Source organism: Entomoplasma ellychniae (assembly GCF_002930155.1).
GTDB classification, from domain to species: domain Bacteria; phylum Bacillota_I; class Bacilli_A; order Mycoplasmatales; family Mycoplasmataceae; genus Entomoplasma; species Entomoplasma ellychniae.
In genome coordinates this window covers 94,276-115,181 of the sequence record NZ_PHND01000001.1, presented here as the reverse complement: position 1 = coordinate 115,181, position 20,906 = coordinate 94,276, and the positions used below count along the sequence as shown (strand labels likewise).

At 26.0% G+C, this 20,906-nt stretch carries 15 protein-coding genes; 3 read left to right on the top strand and 12 right to left on the bottom strand.

The window, feature by feature from the left end:
* Window positions 1-1,807: 1,807 nt before the first annotated feature.
* Window positions 1,808-5,047 (top strand): BspA family leucine-rich repeat surface protein, encoded by a 3,240-nt coding sequence (locus EELLY_RS04230; protein ID WP_219818093.1) that lies wholly within the window; start codon window positions 1,808-1,810, stop codon window positions 5,045-5,047.
* A gap of 208 nt (window positions 5,048-5,255) precedes the next feature.
* The gene (locus EELLY_RS04225) at window positions 5,256-6,857 is read left to right on the top strand and encodes a BspA family leucine-rich repeat surface protein (RefSeq protein ID WP_104205567.1); all 1,602 of its coding nucleotides are present in this window, start codon (window positions 5,256-5,258) and stop codon (window positions 6,855-6,857) included.
* Between the two features lie 259 nt (window positions 6,858-7,116).
* On the opposite strand, the gene EELLY_RS00490 is transcribed toward EELLY_RS04225, so the two are convergent.
* The 3 genes from EELLY_RS00490 to EELLY_RS00480 all read right to left on the bottom strand — a co-directional run bounded on the left by EELLY_RS00490 (window position 7,117) and on the right by EELLY_RS00480 (window position 8,345).
* The gene (locus tag EELLY_RS00490; RefSeq protein WP_104205566.1) at window positions 7,117-7,341 is read right to left on the bottom strand and encodes a hypothetical protein; all 225 of its coding nucleotides are present in this window, start codon (window positions 7,339-7,341) and stop codon (window positions 7,117-7,119) included.
* Between the two features lie 43 nt (window positions 7,342-7,384).
* Window positions 7,385-7,582, bottom strand: coding sequence for a hypothetical protein (locus tag EELLY_RS00485; RefSeq protein WP_104205565.1), 198 nt, complete (start codon window positions 7,580-7,582; stop codon window positions 7,385-7,387).
* Window positions 7,583-8,129: 547 nt separating this feature from the next.
* A complete protein-coding gene (locus EELLY_RS00480; RefSeq protein ID WP_104205564.1) occupies window positions 8,130-8,345 on the bottom strand; it encodes a hypothetical protein in 216 nt (71 codons plus the stop codon).
* A 195-nt stretch (window positions 8,346-8,540) separates the two neighbouring features.
* On the opposite strand from EELLY_RS00480, the gene EELLY_RS00475 reads away from it, so the two are divergent.
* Window positions 8,541-11,894: a hypothetical protein gene (locus EELLY_RS00475; RefSeq protein WP_104205563.1), complete on the top strand. Its 3,354-nt coding sequence runs from the start codon at window positions 8,541-8,543 to the stop codon at window positions 11,892-11,894.
* 207 nt (window positions 11,895-12,101) lie between these two features.
* On the opposite strand, the gene asnS is transcribed toward EELLY_RS00475, so the two are convergent.
* The 9 genes from asnS to EELLY_RS00430 form a co-directional block, all read right to left on the bottom strand.
* Window positions 12,102-13,478 (bottom strand): asparagine--tRNA ligase, encoded by a 1,377-nt coding sequence (gene asnS, locus EELLY_RS00470; protein ID WP_104205562.1) that lies wholly within the window; start codon window positions 13,476-13,478, stop codon window positions 12,102-12,104.
* Window position 13,479: 1 nt separating this feature from the next.
* Window positions 13,480-14,325, bottom strand: a complete 846-nt coding sequence (locus tag EELLY_RS00465) for an HAD family hydrolase (protein ID WP_104205561.1) — start codon at window positions 14,323-14,325, stop codon at window positions 13,480-13,482.
* A complete protein-coding gene (locus EELLY_RS00460; protein WP_104205560.1) occupies window positions 14,312-15,454 on the bottom strand; it encodes an alpha/beta hydrolase in 1,143 nt (380 codons plus the stop codon). The genes EELLY_RS00465 and EELLY_RS00460 overlap by 14 nt, the downstream gene beginning before the upstream one ends.
* 15 nt (window positions 15,455-15,469) lie before the next feature.
* The gene (locus tag EELLY_RS00455) at window positions 15,470-16,249 is read right to left on the bottom strand and encodes a MurR/RpiR family transcriptional regulator (RefSeq protein WP_104205559.1); all 780 of its coding nucleotides are present in this window, start codon (window positions 16,247-16,249) and stop codon (window positions 15,470-15,472) included.
* A gap of 120 nt (window positions 16,250-16,369) precedes the next feature.
* Window positions 16,370-17,314 (bottom strand): tRNA (adenosine(37)-N6)-threonylcarbamoyltransferase complex transferase subunit TsaD, encoded by a 945-nt coding sequence (tsaD, locus tag EELLY_RS00450; protein ID WP_104205558.1) that lies wholly within the window; start codon window positions 17,312-17,314, stop codon window positions 16,370-16,372.
* 80 nt (window positions 17,315-17,394) lie between these two features.
* Entirely contained in the window at window positions 17,395-17,745 is a 351-nt protein-coding gene (locus EELLY_RS00445) for a hypothetical protein (RefSeq protein WP_104205557.1), read from the bottom strand.
* 65 nt (window positions 17,746-17,810) lie between these two features.
* The gene (locus tag EELLY_RS00440; protein ID WP_104205556.1) at window positions 17,811-18,164 is read right to left on the bottom strand and encodes a hypothetical protein; all 354 of its coding nucleotides are present in this window, start codon (window positions 18,162-18,164) and stop codon (window positions 17,811-17,813) included.
* Window positions 18,165-18,168: 4 nt separating this feature from the next.
* Window positions 18,169-19,107 (bottom strand): DHH family phosphoesterase, encoded by a 939-nt coding sequence (locus tag EELLY_RS00435; RefSeq protein ID WP_104205555.1) that lies wholly within the window; start codon window positions 19,105-19,107, stop codon window positions 18,169-18,171.
* An 87-nt stretch (window positions 19,108-19,194) separates the two neighbouring features.
* Window positions 19,195-20,877, bottom strand: coding sequence for a hypothetical protein (locus EELLY_RS00430; protein WP_104205554.1), 1,683 nt, complete (start codon window positions 20,875-20,877; stop codon window positions 19,195-19,197).
* Between the last annotated feature and the right edge of the window lie 29 nt (window positions 20,878-20,906).

The following is a 20,906-nucleotide window of genomic DNA, read 5'->3' as shown; positions in this document are numbered from 1 at the left end:
TGATAATTTAAATAAGTAATTATTACTTTAAAAATTTATTATCATCAAGATAAGCCTCTTTTTCTTTTAACTTTAATACTTGATACTATCATATTGTTTAAATTCAACATTAAAGTCTGGCTTTTGACTGGAACATCTTCGGCCTCTAATGGCATCAAAGCACTATAAATTTTTTATAAATAATAATTTAAAATCTGAATTAATTAGTTCTAAGATTTCTAATAATTCTAATTTTCCATAACTATTAGTTCCAAAAGTATTAACAACCTATTCGATTTTAATTACTGTATGTAAATTTATTAATTAGCTTTTTCTATTTATTGATCAGAAAGGACTTTTTTGGTTTTTGCTAGGGTTTTTTAAAAGGTTCTTTAAACTTATTTTCAACTTTTGGTTTACTTAATAAAAATTTTATTTTTTCATGTGAAGATTTCATAATTCCTTATTTTAAAATAAGTTACGAATTGTAACTGTGGTTGAGCCTTTGTTTAATCATTTCAATGCTAATTCTTAACCAATTTTAACTTCACCTTTTAATACATCAAAAGTTCCAACTAATTCAATTTATTTGTCATGATGGTTAACACGAAAATCTGCTAAAATTCTGTAAAAAACGTTCTTTTTTCCAGTACTTTTTAATCTTAATTTTACCATTTTTCCTAATTACAAATTTTGTTTTTGTATTTCTTATTTTATAATTTTTATTTTCAAATTTAACGCTAAGTCATTCAAAATCTTTCTATCTATTAGTGTAATTTGTTGATAAAGCAACATTGATATCTACTCGTGAGATCTCAAGGGATACAGTATTTTACTTTCATCAACTTTTAAGGCATTTTTTGATTATAATTTTTAGTAAATTCTTCTATATAATCATTTACTAAAACTAAATTATCAATGCATATTAATTTCAATTCTTAAAGAATTCACTTTTAAAATCTATCTCATACTTTTTAGATTTTACCTTTTGTTGTGCGATAGACGTGCAAGAAAGTTTTATTGCTATATTGATTACACATAAACCTATATTTGTTATTTGCATCATTATAATCTCCACCTTTTTTTGGCGAATAAAAGTCAAATATCTTGTGAGTAATATTTCTTTTGCTGTTTTTTATTTTAATGATTATTTTGCTCATTGTAATAAGCCATATAAAGTCCCTTGCTTATCCAAATAAACACTTAGGTTAAATCATCGATATAAGCATGCGACCTTATTTTTCAATTTCAAATCATTATGAATTAAAACATCAGTTTGTACATATATTCTCCAAAATAAGCTTTTCATGGTTTAAACTAATTCCTTCTTTTTTTATCTAGTTTTATTTCAGTCAAAAAGTCTTTAACTTTAACTTTTTTTCTTTACTTTTTTTGAAAAATGAATATAGCTAAAATTGTGATAAAACTTGTGTCTTAAAATTAATATTTTATTACTATACCTTTTGATGTTTTTGATTAGAATACCTGTTAAAGTGTTTATGCATAAAACCTTTTAAACCTTCTTTTTTTATATTTTTCAAACTTTATGTTGATTTAAATGTTGTTCGCTGTTCCACTGCTGCTACATTAGATTTATTTATTTTATTTTTTTACTTATTGAATAACTTCAATACATTTCTTTCCGTATAGTTTACCTCTGTTCTCATATCCACCCCAATTTAATTGAAAGGGTTTTGGGCATTTCTACTTACCAATTGAACAGACAAAGTAACTTACGATTACACAAGTTGACAACATACATGAAATGTTTTGATTTTTTTTATTATATTGTTATAATTTATTTAGTGATTTAACCTTGGGGGCAAAAATGAAAAAAAAAATATTATTTGAAATAATATCGTCTTTATTGGTGACAACCACAATAGCTGGATCATTATTTATTATTTTTAATAACAAACAGAAAACAATTGTTAGTGAGAAAAAACATGTTTCTAAAGTTGAAGATAAATTGCAAAATATTTTAGATTCAAAAACTAATCAAGAATGAAGTATTGAAGAATTAAATCAAGCTATAATTACTGCTAATATCGATGTTGCTGGTGGAATCACCATTACTGCTGGTGAAAAATCACAAAACTTTGAAAATAAACGTGATTATCATAAAGATACTTATGTATTTACTGGTAATGGAACTTCTGAGAATAATTATAAATACAATAATTCTATTAGTTTAACTCATGAGTGAAATGAAAAAAACGATACAACACAAAATATTTCTAAAGTTGAAGATAAATTGCAAAATATTTTAGATTCAAAAACTAATCAAGAATGAAGTATTGAAGAATTAAATCAAGCTATAATTACTGCTAATATCGATGTTGCTGGCGGAATCACCATTACTGCTGGTGAAAAATCACAAAACTTTGAAAATAAACGTGATTATCATAAAGATACTTATGTATTTACTGGTAATGGAACTTCTGAGAATAATTATAAATACAATAATTCTATTAGTTTAACTCATGAGTGAAATGAAAAAAACGATACAACACAAAATATTTCTAAAGTTGAAGATAAATTGCAAAATATTTTAGATTCAAAAACTAATCAAGAATGAAGTATTGAAGAATTAAATCAAGCTATAATTACTGCTAATATCGATGTTGCTGGCGGAATCACCATTACTGCTGGTGAAAAATCACAAAACTTTGAAAATAAACGTGATTATCATAAAGATACTTATGTATTTACTGGTAATGGAACTTCTGAGAATAATTATAAATACAATAATTCTATTAGTTTAACTCATGAGTGAAATGAAAAAAACGATACAACACAAAATATTTCTAAAGTTGAAGATAAATTGCAAAATATTTTAGATTCAAAAACTAATCAAGAATGAAGTATTGAAGAATTAAATCAAGCTATAATTACTGCTAATATAGATGTTGCTGGCGGAATCACCATTACTGCTGGTGAAAAATCACAAAACTTTGAAAATAAACGTGATTATCATAAAGATACTTATGTATTTACTGGTAATGGAACTTCTGAGAATAATTATAAATACAATAATTCTATTAGTTTAACTCATGAGTGAAATGAAAAAAACGATACAACACAAAATATTTCTAAAGTTGAAGATAAATTGCAAAATATTTTAGATTCAAAAACTAATCAAGAATGAAGTATTGAAGAATTAAATCAAGCTATAATTACTGCTAATATCGATGTTGCTGGTGGAATCACCATTACTGCTGGTGAAAAATCACAAAACTTTGAAAATAAACGTGATTATCATAAAGATACTTATGTATTTACTGGTAATGGAACTTCTGAGAATAATTATAAATACAATAATTCTATTAGTTTAACTCATGAGTGAAATGAAAAAAACGATACAACACAAAATATTTCTAAAGTTGAAGATAAATTGCAAAATATTTTAGATTCAAAAACTAATCAAGAATGAAGTATTGAAGAATTAAATCAAGCTATAATTACTGCTAATATCGATGTTGCTGGTGGAATCACCATTACTGCTGGTGAAAAATCACAAAACTTTGAAAATAAACGTGATTATCATAAAGATACTTATGTATTTACTGGTAATGGAACTTCTGAGAATAATTATAAATACAATAATTCTATTAGTTTAACTCATGAGTGAAATGAAAAAAACGATACAACACAAAATATTTCTAAAGTTGAAGATAAATTGCAAAATATTTTAGATTCAAAAACTAATCAAGAATGAAGTATTGAAGAATTAAATCAAGCTATAATTACTGCTAATATCGATGTTGCTGGTGGAATTGAAGTTGCAAAAGCAGAATTAGAACCTTTAAAAAATGAAACAACAACAGTTAATCAAATAAAATACACTTTTACAGGTAAAGGTGAAGTTAATAATAATTATAAGTATAATGGCTCAATTGAATTAGTCACATCAATTATTTCTGGTGAATCATTAGCAGATAATATTACTGTTTATCAAGATCAAAATGGCAGTTTATTAGAAACTAGTGAGATGAATTTTTTAAATTTAAATGCAGTTGAAATATATAAAATTGGATTTAATTCAGATGGTTCTACAATTCAAAATTTGAAAACTGTAAAATCATTACCAAGCACATTGCCTAAGGAAATAACTTCATTGAAAGCTTGTTTTGCAAATTCTTCATTAAATTCAATTAAAGGGATAAGCAATTGAGATACATCAAATATTACTAGTATGGAAGAAACGTTTAATAGTGCTTCAAATTTTAATGGTGATATATCAAATTGAAATACATCAAAAGTTACTGATATGTCCTATATGTTTTACAAAGCATTTTCATTTAATCAAGATATTTCAAAATGAAATACAGGCAATGTTGAAAATATGTCTTTGATGTTTGCATCAAATTTAGAGACAATAACAATGCCTTTTAATCAAGATATATCTAAATGAGATACATCAAAAGTTACAGATATGTCAGGAATGTTTCAAAACGCTTCATATTTTAATAGTGATATCTCAAAATGAAATACAAGCAATGTTACTAAGATGAACCATATGTTTTGCAATGCATTTTCATTTAATCAAGACATATCTACTAAAAAAGTAAATGATGAAAAAGGTAAAAAATATACAGCTTGAGATACATCAAAAGTTACAGATATGTCATATATGCTTGCAACAATTTCGAATTCAGAATTAATGTCATTCAATCAAGATATTTCAAAATGAAATACAAGCAATGTTACTAACATGAAGGCAATGCTTCAGGGTGCATCAAGTTTTAATCAAGATATATCTAAATGAGATACATCAAAAGTTACAGATATGTCCTATATGTTTTGCAATGCATTTTCATTTAATCAAGACATATCTACTAAAAAAGTAAAAGATCAAAATGGTGAAGAATATACAGCTTGAGATACATCAAAAGTTACAGATATGACTCAAATGTTTTGAAATGATCGTTACCCTTCATTTAATGGTAAAGAAATGAGTTTTAATCAAGATTTAACTAATTGAAATGTTAGTCAAGTTAGTGTTTATACAGAATTTTGAAATGACAAAAATATAAAATGAGACAAGCAACCAATTTTTACTAAATAAAAAGTTAATTAAAAATACAATATTAGAAATAAGTTTAAAATCAATATTATTTGTGATTTCAAACTTACTTTCTTAATGTATTGTTTTTTTTGTAATAATATTAGTTAAGTTTGTTAAAGTTGAAAGTAAAAAATGAAAAAGAAAAAAATATTATTTGCAATAATATCATCTTTATTGGTTACAGTTGTAATTGCTGGACCTGTAATTTATGTTATGAATAAAAAATGAAAAACCAATTGTTAGTGAGAAAAAACAAAATATTTCATTAATCAAAGATAAATTACAAAATATTTTAAATTCAAAAACTAAAAGCGAATGAAGTGCTGAAGAATTAAATCAAGCTATAATTACTGCCAACATTGATGTTGGTGGTGGAATCAATGTTACTGCTGGTGAAAAATCACAAAACTTTGAAAATAAACGTGATTATCATAAAGATACTTACACTTTTACTGGTAATGGAACTTTTGAAAATGCTTATAAATACACTGGTTCTATTAATTTAATTCATGAGTGAGATGAAGTTAACGATACAACACAAAATATTTCTGAAGTTGAAGAAGAATTACAAAATATTTTAGATTCAAAAACTAATGGCGAATGAAGTATTGAAGAATTAAATCAAGCTATAATTACTGCTAATATCGATGTTGCTGGTGGAATTGAAGTTGCAAAAGCAGAATTAGAACCTTTAAAAAATCAAACAACAACAGTTAATCAAATAAAATACACTTTTACAGGTAAAGGTGAAGTTAATAATAATTATAAGTATAATGGCTCAATTGAATTAGTCACATCAATTATTTCTGGTGAATCATTAGCAGATAATATTACTGTTTATCAAGATCAAAATGGCAGTTTATTAGAAACTAGTGAGATGAATTTTTTAAATTTAAATGCAGTTGAAATATATAAAATTGGATTTAAAACAGATGGTTCTACAATTCAAAATTTGAAAACTGTAAAATCATTACCAAGCACATTGCCTAAGGAAATAACTTCATTGAAAGCTTGTTTTGCAAATTCTTCATTAAATTCAATTAAAGGGATAAGCAATTGAGATACAAGTAATGTTACTAGTATGGAAGAAACGTTTAATGGTGCTTCAAATTTTAATCAAGATTTAAATAATTGAGACACTTCAAAAGTGACTAATATGTATTTAATGTTTGGCAGTGCTACAAAATTTAATAATTATATATCAAATTGAGATACAAGTAATGTTACTAATATGGCAGGGATACTTCAATATGCCTCTAATTTTAATCAAGATTTAAATAATTGAGATACATCAAAAGTGACTAATATCTCCCATATGTTTAATAGTGCCTCATCTTTCAATGGAGATATTTCAAATTGAGATACATCAAAAGTTACAGATATGTCATGAATGTTTAGAGATGCTTCAAATTTTAACCAAGATATCTCTACTAAAAATGTAAAAGATCAAAATGGAAGAGAAAATACAGCTTGAGATACAAGAAATGTAACCAATATGGAGAAGATGTTTAATGAAACGTTTGCTTTTAATCAAGATATATCTAAATGAAACACAAGCAACGTAACTAACATGAGCTATATGTTTTGTAATACATTTTCTTTTAATCAAGATATATCTAAATGAGATACATCAAAAGTTACAGATATGAGTCAAATGTTTTGAAATGATTATTTACCATCATCGAATGGAAAAGAAATGAGTTTTAATCAAGATTTAACTAATTGAAATGTTAGTCAAGTTAGTAATTATGAAGAATTTTGAAATGACAAAAATATAAAATGAGACAAACAACCAATTTTTACTAAATAAAAAAATAAAATATTATAAAAATGTTTTAAATCAATATTATTTATTATTTCAAACTTATTTTCTTAATGTATGTCAGTAGGTAAATAGAAATGTGTCAATAGATAAATATAAATGTCGCGAAAAAGTTAAATTAAATACTAAATTTAAGAGTGGAACATTGTTCTTTCCACTTTTTTTGATAATAAATTTAGTTTAAATTTTTTCATTTATTGCTATTTGTTTTAGTTTTATTAATTTTTGACACTTTGATATTTATATATTAACACAAATTTTTTTGATCAATTTCTATTAATGAATAAAAGTTTGTGTAATAGTTTGCAAATATTTCACCAGTGAAAGTTTTCACAATCATTACATCTTGCTTTTTAGCTGAATTAACTCTTGTGCCATTTTTATCAAAAGTTGCATAATTTTTATTTTCAAACTTAATGGTTAAACCATTTAAAACCTTTCTGCTATAATGAGTCGAAGGAGCAAAATCCATATCAACTTCATGGGCTTCTCAAGGTACAAATAAATTTTTTTGTCTACTTTAATGCATAGTTTTCATTATAATTTTGAATAAATTCTTTGATTCATTCGTTAGCTAAATTCATATCATTTATGCAAACTAATCTTAGCTCTTGAGCAATGCACTTTTGAAAGCCTCATCATAGTCTTTCAATCTTAACTTTTGTTTGAGCCACTGATGGGCAAGTTAAAGTTATTCATAATTGATTACACATAAATCCATATTGTGTATTAGAATCATTTTGATCTGTGTTTTAAAAAACTGTTCTTTTGTCTGTAAGCACTTCTTTTGGTGATCCATAGTTCTCAAACATTTGTTTTGTAGCCCTATAATAGCCGTTAAAGTCTCTTGTTTATCAAAATAAGCAGAAAGTACCATTCCAGTTGAATTGTCAATAAAAGCATGTAGTGTTTATTTTTCCTTTTCAATTCAATTATGAATAGAAGCATCTGTTTGTACACATTTTCCAAAAAAATCTTTTCTTGGTTATAAAGGGTGAGCAGATTTGGAGTCTAAGATACTCTCATTTAAAAATTGTTTAAAATCTTGTTGGTCAGTGTTTTTATCTTCCATAATTTTCTTCGCCATTTTCTTTCTAGTTGAACGATGTGAAAAAGGTGAAATAATATACTGTTTTTCAAGAATAAAAAATTAATGTTTTATAAGAAATCCTAATATCTTGATCTTAAATTAATTTATCTCAAAATGTATATAACTAAAATCATAGTAAATTTAATATCTTAGTTTTAAAATTTTGTTATCTACAACATTAGGTGTTGCTTATTAGATTTTTTATTACAGTTTTTATGAATAAAACCTTTTATACCATTTTGTTTATATCTTATTATTTTTCTATTGATCGTTCTTATTGTGCAATTAAGTATGATTGCTGCTTTTTGTTTTGTAACCTTGCCCTTCATTACTTGTTCAATAAATTCGAATGCATTTCTTTTGATATAGTTTACCTCTGTTCTCATTTCATCACCTCAAATATAATTTTAAGGCTTTGGGACATTTCTACTTTCTAATTCATTGAGACATTATCACTTACAATTCGACAGAAGGTTCTTATTTTTGGCCAAAATGCCTTGACAAAAAAAAAAAAAAAAGAATAGAATGAAGTTAATTTAGTGCATTGTCATAAGTTAAATGTTGAGATTATAAGGGGTAATATGAAAAAACGTAAGTTGATTTTATCATTATTATTTTCTGTTACATCTTTAGTAGTTATTGCCATTATTATTTATGAAGCTAAATCTTGTCAAAAGAAGAAAAATAATTTAATTCATAAAGTAGAAATATATAATTTAGCAGATTTAAAAACAAACCCTAATTTTAAATTACAACTTTCTAATCAAATAACAAAAGAAGAAATATTACAAGCTGTAATTAGTGCGACTGAATTTAATAATTTAACTGAGGCAAATGATTTAATAATTACTATTAATAAAGCTAATTCTCAAGATAATGGAGCTATCGACATTACAGCACGTAATTCAAAATGAGTAACTGGTAGTGCCCAATTTGAGATTCCAAAAATCAATTTATATAATTTAGCAGATTTAAAAACAAACCCTAATTTTAAATTACAACTTTCTAATCAAATAACAAAAGAAGAAATATTACAAGCTGTAATTAGCGCGACCGAGTTCAAAGGTTTAACTGAAGCAAATGATTTAATAATTACTATTAATAAAGCTAACTCTCAAGATAATGGAGCTATCGACATTACAGCACGTAATTCAAAATGAGTAACTGGTAGTGCCCAATTTGAGATTCCAAAAATCAATTTATATAATTTAGCAGATTTAAAAACAAACCCTAATTTTAAATTACAACTTTCTAATCAAATAACAAAAGAAGAAGTGTTACAAGCTGTAATTATTGCGACTGAATTTAATAATTTAACTGAGGCAAATGATTTAATAATTACTATTAATAAAGCTAATTCTCAAGATAATGGAGCTATCGACATTACAGCACGTGATTCAAAATGAGTAACTGGTAGTGCGCAATTTGAGATTCCAAAAATTAATTTATATAATTTAGCAGATTTAAAAACAAACCCTAATTTTAAATTACAACTTTCTAATCAAATAACAAAAGAAGAAATATTACAAGCTGTAATTAGTGCGACTGAATTTAATAATTTAACTGAGGCAAATGATTTAATAATTACTATTAATAAAGCTAATTCTCAAGATAATGGAGCTATCGACATTACAGCACGTGATTCAAAATGAGTAACTGGTAGTGCGCAATTTGAGATTCCAAAAATTAATTTATATAATTTAGCAGATTTAAAAACAAACCCTAATTTTAAATTACAACTTTCTAATCAAATAACAAAAGAAGAAATATTACAAGCTGTAATTAGTGCGACTGAATTTAATAATTTAACTGAGGCAAATGATTTAATAATTACTATTAATAAAGCTAATTCTCAAGATAATGGAGCTATCGACATTACAGCACGTGATTCAAAATGAGTAACTGGTAGTGTGCAATTTGAGATCCCAAAAATTAATTTATATAATCTAGCTGATTTGAAAAACAATTCTAATTTTAAATTACAATTTTCTAATCAAATAACAAAAGAAGAAATATTACAAGCTGTAATTAGCGCGACCGAGTTCAAAGGTTTAACTGAAGCAAATGATTTAATTATTACTATTAATAAAGCTAACTCTCAAGATAATGGAGCTATCGACATTACAGCGCGTGATTCAAAATGAGTAACTGGGAGTGTCCAATTTGAGATTCCAAAAATCAATTTATATAATCTAGCGGATTTGAAAACAAATCCTAATTTTAAATTACAACTTTCTAATCAAACATCAAAAGAAGAAGTATTACAAGCCGTAATTAGCGCGACTTCTTTTGAATCATTAAATGAAACTGATGATTTAATTATCGGCATTACTAAAGTAAACAACATCAAAGATGGATCGATTGAAATTACAGCGCGTAATTCAAAATGAGTGACTGGGAGTGTTAATTTTATTATCCCTCAAACAAATTTATATAATTTAGCGGATTTAAAAACAAATTCTAATTTTAAATTAGATCTAAATAATAATTTAAATAATTTTGATGTTTTAAAAAGTATTCAGATGTTTTTTAATGATAATTCCATAAATGAGAATAATGATATAGCAATATCTATTAATAAATCTGATTATTCAAAAGATGGTAGTGTTATAATAAAATCTAAAAACTATTCAGAATTATGTACTGGGAATGTTAATTTTATTATTCCTAAACTAAAACCATTTGATATGGCACTGTTAGACATTAAATATGATCAACAATGAGATATAAATGATTCTGATACATTAAAAAATTACTTTTTGAACTTATTACACCAAATCACCAATAATAATTTAATAACAATTGATAGCTTTGATATTTCTATTTCCAAACCTTCTTGAACAAATATGGGTTATATTAATTTATCAGCTAAAGATGATAATAAATATTTGATAAATTCTTATAGAATTGATATCCCAAAAACAGAAAAATTTGATTTAGCTAAATTTAGTATGAATAATATTTCTAATACAGATATTGAAGGTGAATATTCAAGATTAATTCAAAAAATAGATTCATTTGCTAGCTTCCAAACTGCATATAAAAGAGATTACACTATCACATCTCAACTAGGAACTATTGGAAAAGATGGTTATATTAAGATAACAACTGTTAAAGGTTCTCTATATTTAAAAGGAGAAGTAATTTTAACAATTCCAGCAAATCCCAAAATAGACCTTGGCTCATTAAAAATTGAAGATCAAGACTTCACTTATGATGATTTATCTGATGAGGGTAAGATAGTAAAACTAATTCGTAAAAAATATGATATTAACGAAGCAAAATTAGGAACTGATTTTACAATAAAACAAAACACTAAGCAAATTTCAAAACCTAATTATTATAATATAACAATTATTGCCACATCTGATTCGAATTACTTCGTAGGAGAAGTTACAATAAACTCAACAAATTATATTAAATTAGACATATCAAAAACAGAAAAAAATGAAAATGAAATAAAGAAAATAATGAAAGATTATGATCATAAAGATTTCAATAACCCTTACACAAGTTATGGTTTAATACAAAAACTTTTTCCATTAAATTCACCGGGCAGCATTGGGGATACTAATGTGTCTGTATCGATGCCATATTATGGTATTGATGGAAGTGTCAGAATTACTGCTAAAACAGAATCTACAAAACTCGAAGGAAGTTTAACTTTAAGATTTGAACCTTGATCACCATTAAATATAAACGACTTTGATGCAAACATTTTTTCTAAACTGAAAGTTGAAAATTTCGGTTCAAATGATATAATAAACGAATTTTCAAAATTGTTAGGGACCGATAGCAGAGGTTCTATCAAAGAAGGAACGGATTTCACATTTAGTAAAATGGGAGATGGACGTATAAAAATTACTGCTGTAAAAAATTCCAAATATATCACAGGTGAAAAAATATTTGATAAAAATCCTCCTTACTATCAATAAAGCTAAATTGTTTAACGCTAATAAAAAATATACATTTTATAAAAGTGATTAAAATTCACTTTTTATTTTTACATTTTAGATTCTTTTAAAAAATTTATTTTATCATTTGATTTGGTGTTGGTTGTTGTATTTTTCAATTCCTGTATTAAAATTAACTACTCTGATTATTTATCAGATTTGATTGTAGGTGTGCAAAAAATCAATCTATTAGTACAATAGCGTTTTTGGAGTTCTAGGAAAAGGGATAACATCTCTGATGTTAGCAGCTCCAGTAACATACATTATAAGTCTTTCGAATCCTAATCCAAATCCAGCTGATTTATAAAAACCATATTGTCTTAAATTATTATACCATTCTAAGTCTTCAGGGTTAATTCCACTTTCTTTGCACCTTAAAATTAGAGTTTCATAATTTGATTCTCTTTCACTACCTCCAATTAATTCTCCAATGCCTGGGACCAATAAGTCAACAGCAGCTACTGTTTTATTGTCGTTATTAACTTTCATGTAAAATGATTTAATTTCTTTTGGGTAATTAGTGACAAATGTTGGACATTTATTAACAATTTCACAAATATATCTTTCATGTTCTGTACCTAGGTCTAAACCAAAGAAAATTTTATTTTCTTCAAATTTGTGCCCATTATCAATTGCTTGTTGTAAAAGTTTTAAAACTTCTTCATAAGTATTGACTTTGAAATCAGCATTAACCATTTTAGTTATTTTTTTAATTAATCCAGATTCTAATTGAGATTCTAAAAATGTTAATTCTTTAACATTGTGATCTAAAAGATATTTAACTACATAAACTAGCATATCTTTCATTAAATTAATATTGTGATTAATGTCAGCAAATGCTACTTCAGGTTCTATCATTCAAAATTCAGCAGCATGTTTTGAAGTATTTGAATTTTCAGCTCTAAATGTTGGTCCAAAAGTATATATATTTTTAAATGCTTGAGCAAACGCTTCGCCATTTAATTGACCCGAAACTGTTAAATTGGCTTTTTTAGCAAAAAAGTCATCAACATAATCTTTGTTTAATTTACTTTCAGTTGTAGTTACAATAAATTCTTCTCCAGCGCCTTCAGCATCATTAGAAGTTATGATTGGTGTTGTTACATATGTAAAGTTTTTTTCTTCTTGAAAAAATTTGTGAATTGCATAAGCAGCAGTTGATCTAACTTTGAAAATAGCTTGAAAAGTTCTAGTTCTTGCTCTTAAATGACTAATTTCTCTTAAAAATTCAGAAGAGTGTTCTTTTTTTTGCAAAGGATATTCTTCAATTGCTTGGTCAAGTAATTGAATTTCACTTGCTTGAATTTCAAAAGGTTGCGGTCTTGATGGTGTTAGAGTTAATATTCCAGTTATTTCTACAATTGATGATATTCTAGCTTGTTTAGCATCTTCATACCCTAATATTTCTGGTTTATAAACAACTTGCAAATCATCCATATAAGTCCCATCATTTAAAACCATAAAACTAACAGTTTTACCTTGTCTGTTTGATCTTATTCTTGCTATAATTGAAATTTTTTGATCAGTTAGTTTTTTATAATTATCATATATATATTTTAGTTCCATATTATTCCTTTATAATGTGTGCTTTAATAAATTGACCAACACCACCATTCATGTTAGTGTCAGTTATATATTTGGCTTTTTGTTTAATAAGTTCGACTGCATTTCCCATAGCTACTGAATTTGGTATCATTTCAAACATTGATATATCATTAAGATTATCACCAAATATTAAAATGTCTTCTTTATCAATGTTTAGTATTTCAGCTAGTTTTAAAACACCATAACCTTTATTTGACTCTATATGAATAAATTCATAGATTGGTGTTGACTCTACATTAGAGCGCATATGATTTAATTTATTTGTTAAATTATTTTTATTAATCCACTCTAACAATAATCTTTCCTGTTCTTCTTCTACAAATATCATTAATTGAACAACATCAATATAGTTTTTAAATGTTAATACATCGACTTTTTCTGTATTATACTTATCAACTCAATTTCTTTTAACCATTGATTCGACTTTAATATCAATCCCATTTCAATAAGCATGTGCAGGGATTTTAGTATAAGCTAAACAAGCTACATCAAGTATACTCATCATTTTCATAAACTCTTCAACTAACTTACTATCAATGCTTTGACAATAAATCGGATTGTATTCTTTTATTTCAGAAATAACTGCACCATTAAAAAAAACTGATAAATTAGAATATTTATCAACATTAAACATTTCAGCTCTTGGTTTAGCTGATGATCACCCCTGACCAGTCGATACAACAACATGAATACCTTGCTCTGCTGCTAGTTTTAACATTTCTACATCTAATTTATTTGAAATTTTTCCGTGATTTAAAATAGTTCCATCCAAATCAGTAGCTATAAGTTTTATATTATTTAATTTCATTTACATCCTTATTATCTGATGAATTAAGATAAAAAGTATTAAGCTCTACTTTTTCATCAAAATCATCATTATCTTTAATTTTATCCAAGTCAAAATATTCAAGAGCTTTTCTGGTCGCCTCATCATCTTTCATTATTTTATTTTCAAATTTTAATCATCTATATACAGTTTGCTTAAAGTGATATCTTAAACTTAATGCATGTCTTGAAGAATCATAAATTAATATTTCGTCATCTCTTGAGTGAATAGATCTTTTAATAAACAGTTTTAAACTATCGTCAAAAGGAGTTACAATGTCATCTCTTGAGTGCATGATAAACATTGGAAACATGTTATCAATTTTTTTATTATCATAAAACTTGAATACATCTATATTATTTCAATCAACACCAGTGTCTTCAGATTGAGCTTTAATAACACCTTGAATAAACTTTTGAATTCTTTTTTTTCTTATAAATTTTTTTAGTCAAAAATTCCTTATTTGTAATAACAAAGTAGAAATTGAACCATATCCAGAATCACAAATAGCAAACTTAACATTATATTTTTTGAACTCTTCATTATATGTATTAATTCCATAATTTATCACAAAAGACCCCATACTTACACCAAGCAAACCAATTGTTTCTGGTTGATGATTTTCTTGTAATCATTTCATTATAGCTAAAAAATCTTTTGATTCATTCAAGCCCATAGTAACATGTTTTACTTTTTCAGATTCACCATGATTTCTAAAATCAAATGAAACAACATTGTAACCTAATTCAATAAAAACTCTAGCATTATATAACCCTCAATATTTATGACCAGCAAATCAATGTAAACTAACTATTCATTTTTTTGAATTATGATTTGTTATATACTTAATTCCAGACAATGTTACACCATCTTCAGTTTCAAATTTAAAAGGTATTAAATTATCTGAAACTGTAATTTTTAATTTTGGAGTCTTATGAAATGAGTCCAAAATTGAATTCATTTTTTTTATTTCAGGAAAATATATTGAGTTTCTATGTTTTAAACGCGTTAAATTTTCTATACCATTATAAAATGATATTAGATTTTTATTAACAGTTTTAAAAACTATATTACCCATTTTTAAATTTATTTTCTTATAAATTTTTCCCATGAAAACCTTTCGTTATTATTTTTTAGTATTTAGATAATGATATATCAAAAGATCATTAAAATAATGAAAAGGCAAAGTCTTTGAAATATAAATTTTTTTGTTTTGAAATTCAACACTATCAACAATTAAAGTATGTTTCACTAATGCATTATCTTTAATTGATTTTGAAGGAACTTTTCCAGAAATAAAAATTGAATTGCCTTTTTTGCCTCCAATTGTTTCAATTACTCTAGCTAGATGCGTTGATGTTCCATATTTAGTTATAAAGATAAATAAATCGTCTTTTGTTGAAGAATTAACACGCTCATTGATTGAATCTCAATCTGAGTCAAGCAAATAAACATTTAATCCTTGTTCAAAAAAGAAATTAGATAAGTCCATTGCTGGCCCTTTAAGAACACCTTCTCAATAGCAAACAAAAATTCTTGGCGCTTTGTTAATCAATTCAATTGTTGCAACTAAATTATTTTTCTTGATAACAGTGTGATTTTGTTTAATAATATTTATATAAGCATTTGAGACACACTGGTCATTTTGAGCAAAGTTTAATTCAGAATGCTCAACATCATTTGCTAAACAAATCATAAAATCTCTATATCCATCAATATCAATTTTTTTCAATAAACCATAAATTGCACTAAAACCCGTTTTTGCTCTTTTAGCTAATTCATCAATTTTAATATTAAATTCAACAATATCTTTAGAATTAGTTTTTATAAAATCTACTAAAACCTCTTCTCTTGAAGTTAAGTTCCCATCACCAACTGTTGATAGTTTTGCTAGAAATGATCTCATATCTTCTCCTTTGTTTTTATAAATTTTACAATATTTAGAAAAAAAATTCCACTAATGACTTCTTCTTTTGAATTAAATTACCAAAAATTTTAATTTATCACAATAAACTTTTTTATCTTTTTATTTCAATTTTTCATATGCTAATTTTGCAATCATAGCAGCATTATCAGTGCAATATTGAAATTCAGGAATAATAGTATTTTTTATGTTATTTTTCTTACCTAACAATTTTATAACTTCTCTAAGTTCACTATTAGCACTAACACCACCAGCAATTGTCAAAGTTTTTGGCTTAAATTCTTCAATTGCTTTTTGCAGTTTTTTTTCAATAATGTTTGTTGCTGCGAACTGAAAACTAGCACAAATATCATTTATTGGAATTTCTTTATAGTTCTGTTTTAAATTATGAATCGTATTTATAACATTAGTTTTTAAACCTGAATAAGAAAAATCATAACTACCATCATTTTTTGGTTGAGTAAAATTAAAAGCATTTTTATTTCCAACCAATGCATGTTTATCAATTAATGGCCCTCCTGGGTATTTAAAACCAAGAACTCTAGCAACTTTATCATAACACTCCCCAATAGCATCATCAACAGTTGCCCCAATCACTTCAAAATCATTAGGCGAATAGACCATTTCTATTTGTGTGTGGCCCCCACTTACAACCATTGCTAAAACTGGATACTCAAATTCATTATTAATGTTAGCACCAAATATATGGCCTTCTATATGGTCTAAAGCAACTAAAGGTTTGTTTATGTATTCAGCAATACTTTCACCAACTAACTTACCAATAATTAAAGATCCAATTAATCCTGGTCTTTCAGTATAAGCAATATAATCAATTTCATTAATATCTAATTTTGATTCTTTTAAAGCAGCCAGTAAAGTATAATCAATACTTTCTAAATGCAATCTTGCTGCTAATTCTGGAACAACTCCACCAAAAGCTTCATGTTGCTTTATTTGAGACGAAATTATATTAGTTAATACTTTTCCATTATCAATGATTGAAATAGAAAACTCATCACATGATGATTCAATTGCTAATATTTTCATAAATACCTCTTTATTCTTAGATATTGTATAAAAAAAAGTTGTTTTAAACAACTTAAATTTGTTTTTTCTTTATTGCTATATTATTCATGAAACATTGATGTTGCAATTAATATAAAGATAGCAGAAGGAGTCATGAATAAGACACAAACAATGCCAAGTGCTAAATGATCTTTTTCTTTATCAGTACCACATTGTACATATGCTCTTTTAATATTTATAAATAGTATTATATATAAAACTATAAATACTAATAAAAATATTATTTTAAATAAAACTGTAAGCCCTAAAGCTACAACTGCAGTATGTCCTAAAGTTACAACTGCAAATATTAAAATTATAAGTGATACAAATGTTAAAGCAATTATTGAAATTAAAGAAAATATATATCCAACTTTGTACATTCTTTTTCTTTGTTGTTGTAAAGTTAACATAAAAAATTCTCTTTCTAATTAAATATAAATTAATAATAACATGTGATTATTTAAAATTTAATTTTTTAAATATTATTGATTCATAAATTGATAGCTTCAAACAACTTTTTTGAAAAATCTTTACTAATGTTTGCTTCTAAATAATCAATTTTAATTATTGGTTTATCTTTAACATATAAAACTACATCAAATATGTCTCCAACAAAACTAATTTTAATATCAAATATCTCTTCTAAACCAAACTGTTGTACTTTTACAAAAATGTCTATTTGCTTTTTAACAAGAAATAATCTCGACTGAGTAAAAGCAACCAAATAAGCAATTGATTCAATTTCACCAACAATTGAAGCTTTAATGGTTTCATTCTCAAATAAAAGTTTTTCAAGATGTTTATATTCTTTTGTATTAACTAAACTCATGATTTTAAACAGCCAATAACTGATTAGCTTCTTCAACAATAGCTAAACAATCTTCTATTGTTTCAACAATAGCACCGCTTGCCTGCAAGTGGCCACCACCACCTCATTTAATAGCTAATTCATTTATTGGTACTCCTGTTGATCTAAATTCAACTCTTCATTTACCATCAATTCTTGCTGAAAAACTTAATCAAATGTGAACATCTTCAATATCTTTTAAAAGATTTGAAAATTTTCCGTTATCATCATAATTTACTTCATATTTTTCCATTAATTCTTTGGTTAAAAAATTGTACCCAACACCATGTAGTGTAACATTAGCTGTTTGCATAACTTCTGCTTGAAGTTTTAGGTGTTGAAAATTTTTTTTATACATTGATTTATATAACACATGAATATCAAAACCACTATTTAATAAACCTGAACAAACTTGAAAAGTTCTTGATGTAATCCCACCAAAAGCAAACCTTCCACTATCAGTACATATCCCATGATAAATTACTTTACCAGCTTGTGGTGATATTATTCATTTTGCTTGAATAGCTAATAAACCAATCATTTCACTAGCACTTGTAAATGTAGTATCCACTCATGAAATATCACCATATGGAGTTGCATCGGGATGATGATCAATTTTAATTAAGGTTTTTCCTTTATTATAATTTTGATTGTCAATTCTTTCAACATTACCACAATCAGTTACAATAACTAAAGCACCATTAAATACTTCTTCATTTTCCATTTGATCAAAATTCCCAATAAATTTTAAATAATTAACTTCTTCACCAAAAGCATAAACTTCTTTTGTAGGATAATTAGTTTTAATTAATTCTTTTAACCCTAACTGAGAACCATAAGCATCTCCATCTGGTTGAATATGGCGTAAAAGTATTATTTTTTTGTGTTCTTCTATTGCTTTTACAATTTTGCTTATCAATTCCATAAATCCTCATTTCTAATAATTATTATACTTATATAAAATGATAAAAATAAAAAAGTGACTAAATATCACTTTTTTCAAAATGTTAAATTATTTAGCAACTTTAGCAGCTTTTTTTTGCACTTTAGCAGCTTTTCTCATAGCCAATGCTTCTGCTTCAAAAACTTTTCTTAATTCTCTTGCAACTTTTGGTGATATTAAATTATTAATTAAAAATGATGACACTGAAAGATATATTCAGAATCCTATTAAAGTTACACCGTTAATTGCAACTAATATGGATTTAATAGTTTCACCATATTCAACAACTAATCAAGAATTACCTTGAATACCATATAAAGATATAAAAGTAACTGCAGTTGAAATAATTCACGCTGTTAATGGTAAGATAACTCCATCAATCAATAATTTTGGAGTTAACACTTTATATGTTTTAAAACTATCTACAAGAGTAGCTAATACATAAAAAATTAAACTTGATGATAATACAAGATAACCCAAAGCTGAGAATCATTCTCAGATTAAGCCTCCAGTACCTGGTTGAGAAATGTCTCCAACTCTTGCAAGCGCTACACATCCAGCAGATATTGTGATAAAAGTTAATAAATAAATACCATAATAAACTAATGCTGGTCTAATTAAAACTTTTTTCATACTTGCGTATGCTGGATTTCTAAAAATAATTAATGCATGGACTAATATTGTTAATAATACTCAAGGAATTAAAAATGATGCAGCAACAGCTAAAGTTTTAACATCGGGTGATGCATTTGTCGCTAATCCTGTTACTAAACCACCAACTAATCCTGAAAGAATAAATGATGGTAAGAAAGTTATTGCTAAGAAAAAATTGAATTTAAAAATTTCTAATGAGTAAATTTTTCAACCTAATGAATTATCTGCTTTTTGTTGCTGAGATTTATAATATGCTATTGAGTATTTTGAACCTTTAGCACAATACTCATAACCACGTTTTAGATCAAAGAATAACTCATCCCCACGGCCGTTAATTGATCTCATTCTTTCTTTTTCATACATTTCAGTCAATGAGTTTTGAACAATTTGCGCTGGTTCTGCAAAAATTGTTAAATCTCTTTCTTTGATTAGTGCTGAACAAATTTCATCCATCATATTATTTAAAAATTCAGGTTTAAATGCTAATCCTGAAAAAGCAGCATATGAAGCTTTAACTTCTTCATAATTACCAGCTTCTAGTTTAGTTTTTAAATCAGAAACATAACCAATACTTTTTTGATAGTTATATAAAACATTTGATTGGCGATTTTTCATGTAACTTTTCATTCCAATGATTGTTCCAAATAATAATTGTTTTGTAAGTGGAATAAATAGTGCAAAAACACCCCCAACTAAAACCATTTTAAAAGGGTCTAATAAAGTTTTCATTAAAGAATTTGCTCCCATAAAACCATTTAGTGAGAAATTTACTCCCTCTGTTTTATTAGCATACTCAATAACCATTCTAATAACTTTGATATCTGACATAGCTCCCATTGAAAGCACTTCAGTAATTTTCCCTTCGCTTCCAATTATAAAAGATGAGTTGATGCTTTTTAAATTTTCAATAATCTTTAATTGGTCTTCGCTTGAAACTTTTAATCAAATTTCTTGCATTTGTGAATTTCAGTTTGTCCCTGACCCAACTTGCACAGAACCAATGTTGTAAATTGCAACTGAATCTATTCAAGCTGAATAACCAAAATAGATAATAGCAACAACTAGTAGCAAAATAGATAATCTAATTGTTTTTCTCATTTTAAAATTTCCTTTCTTTAAATTTATAA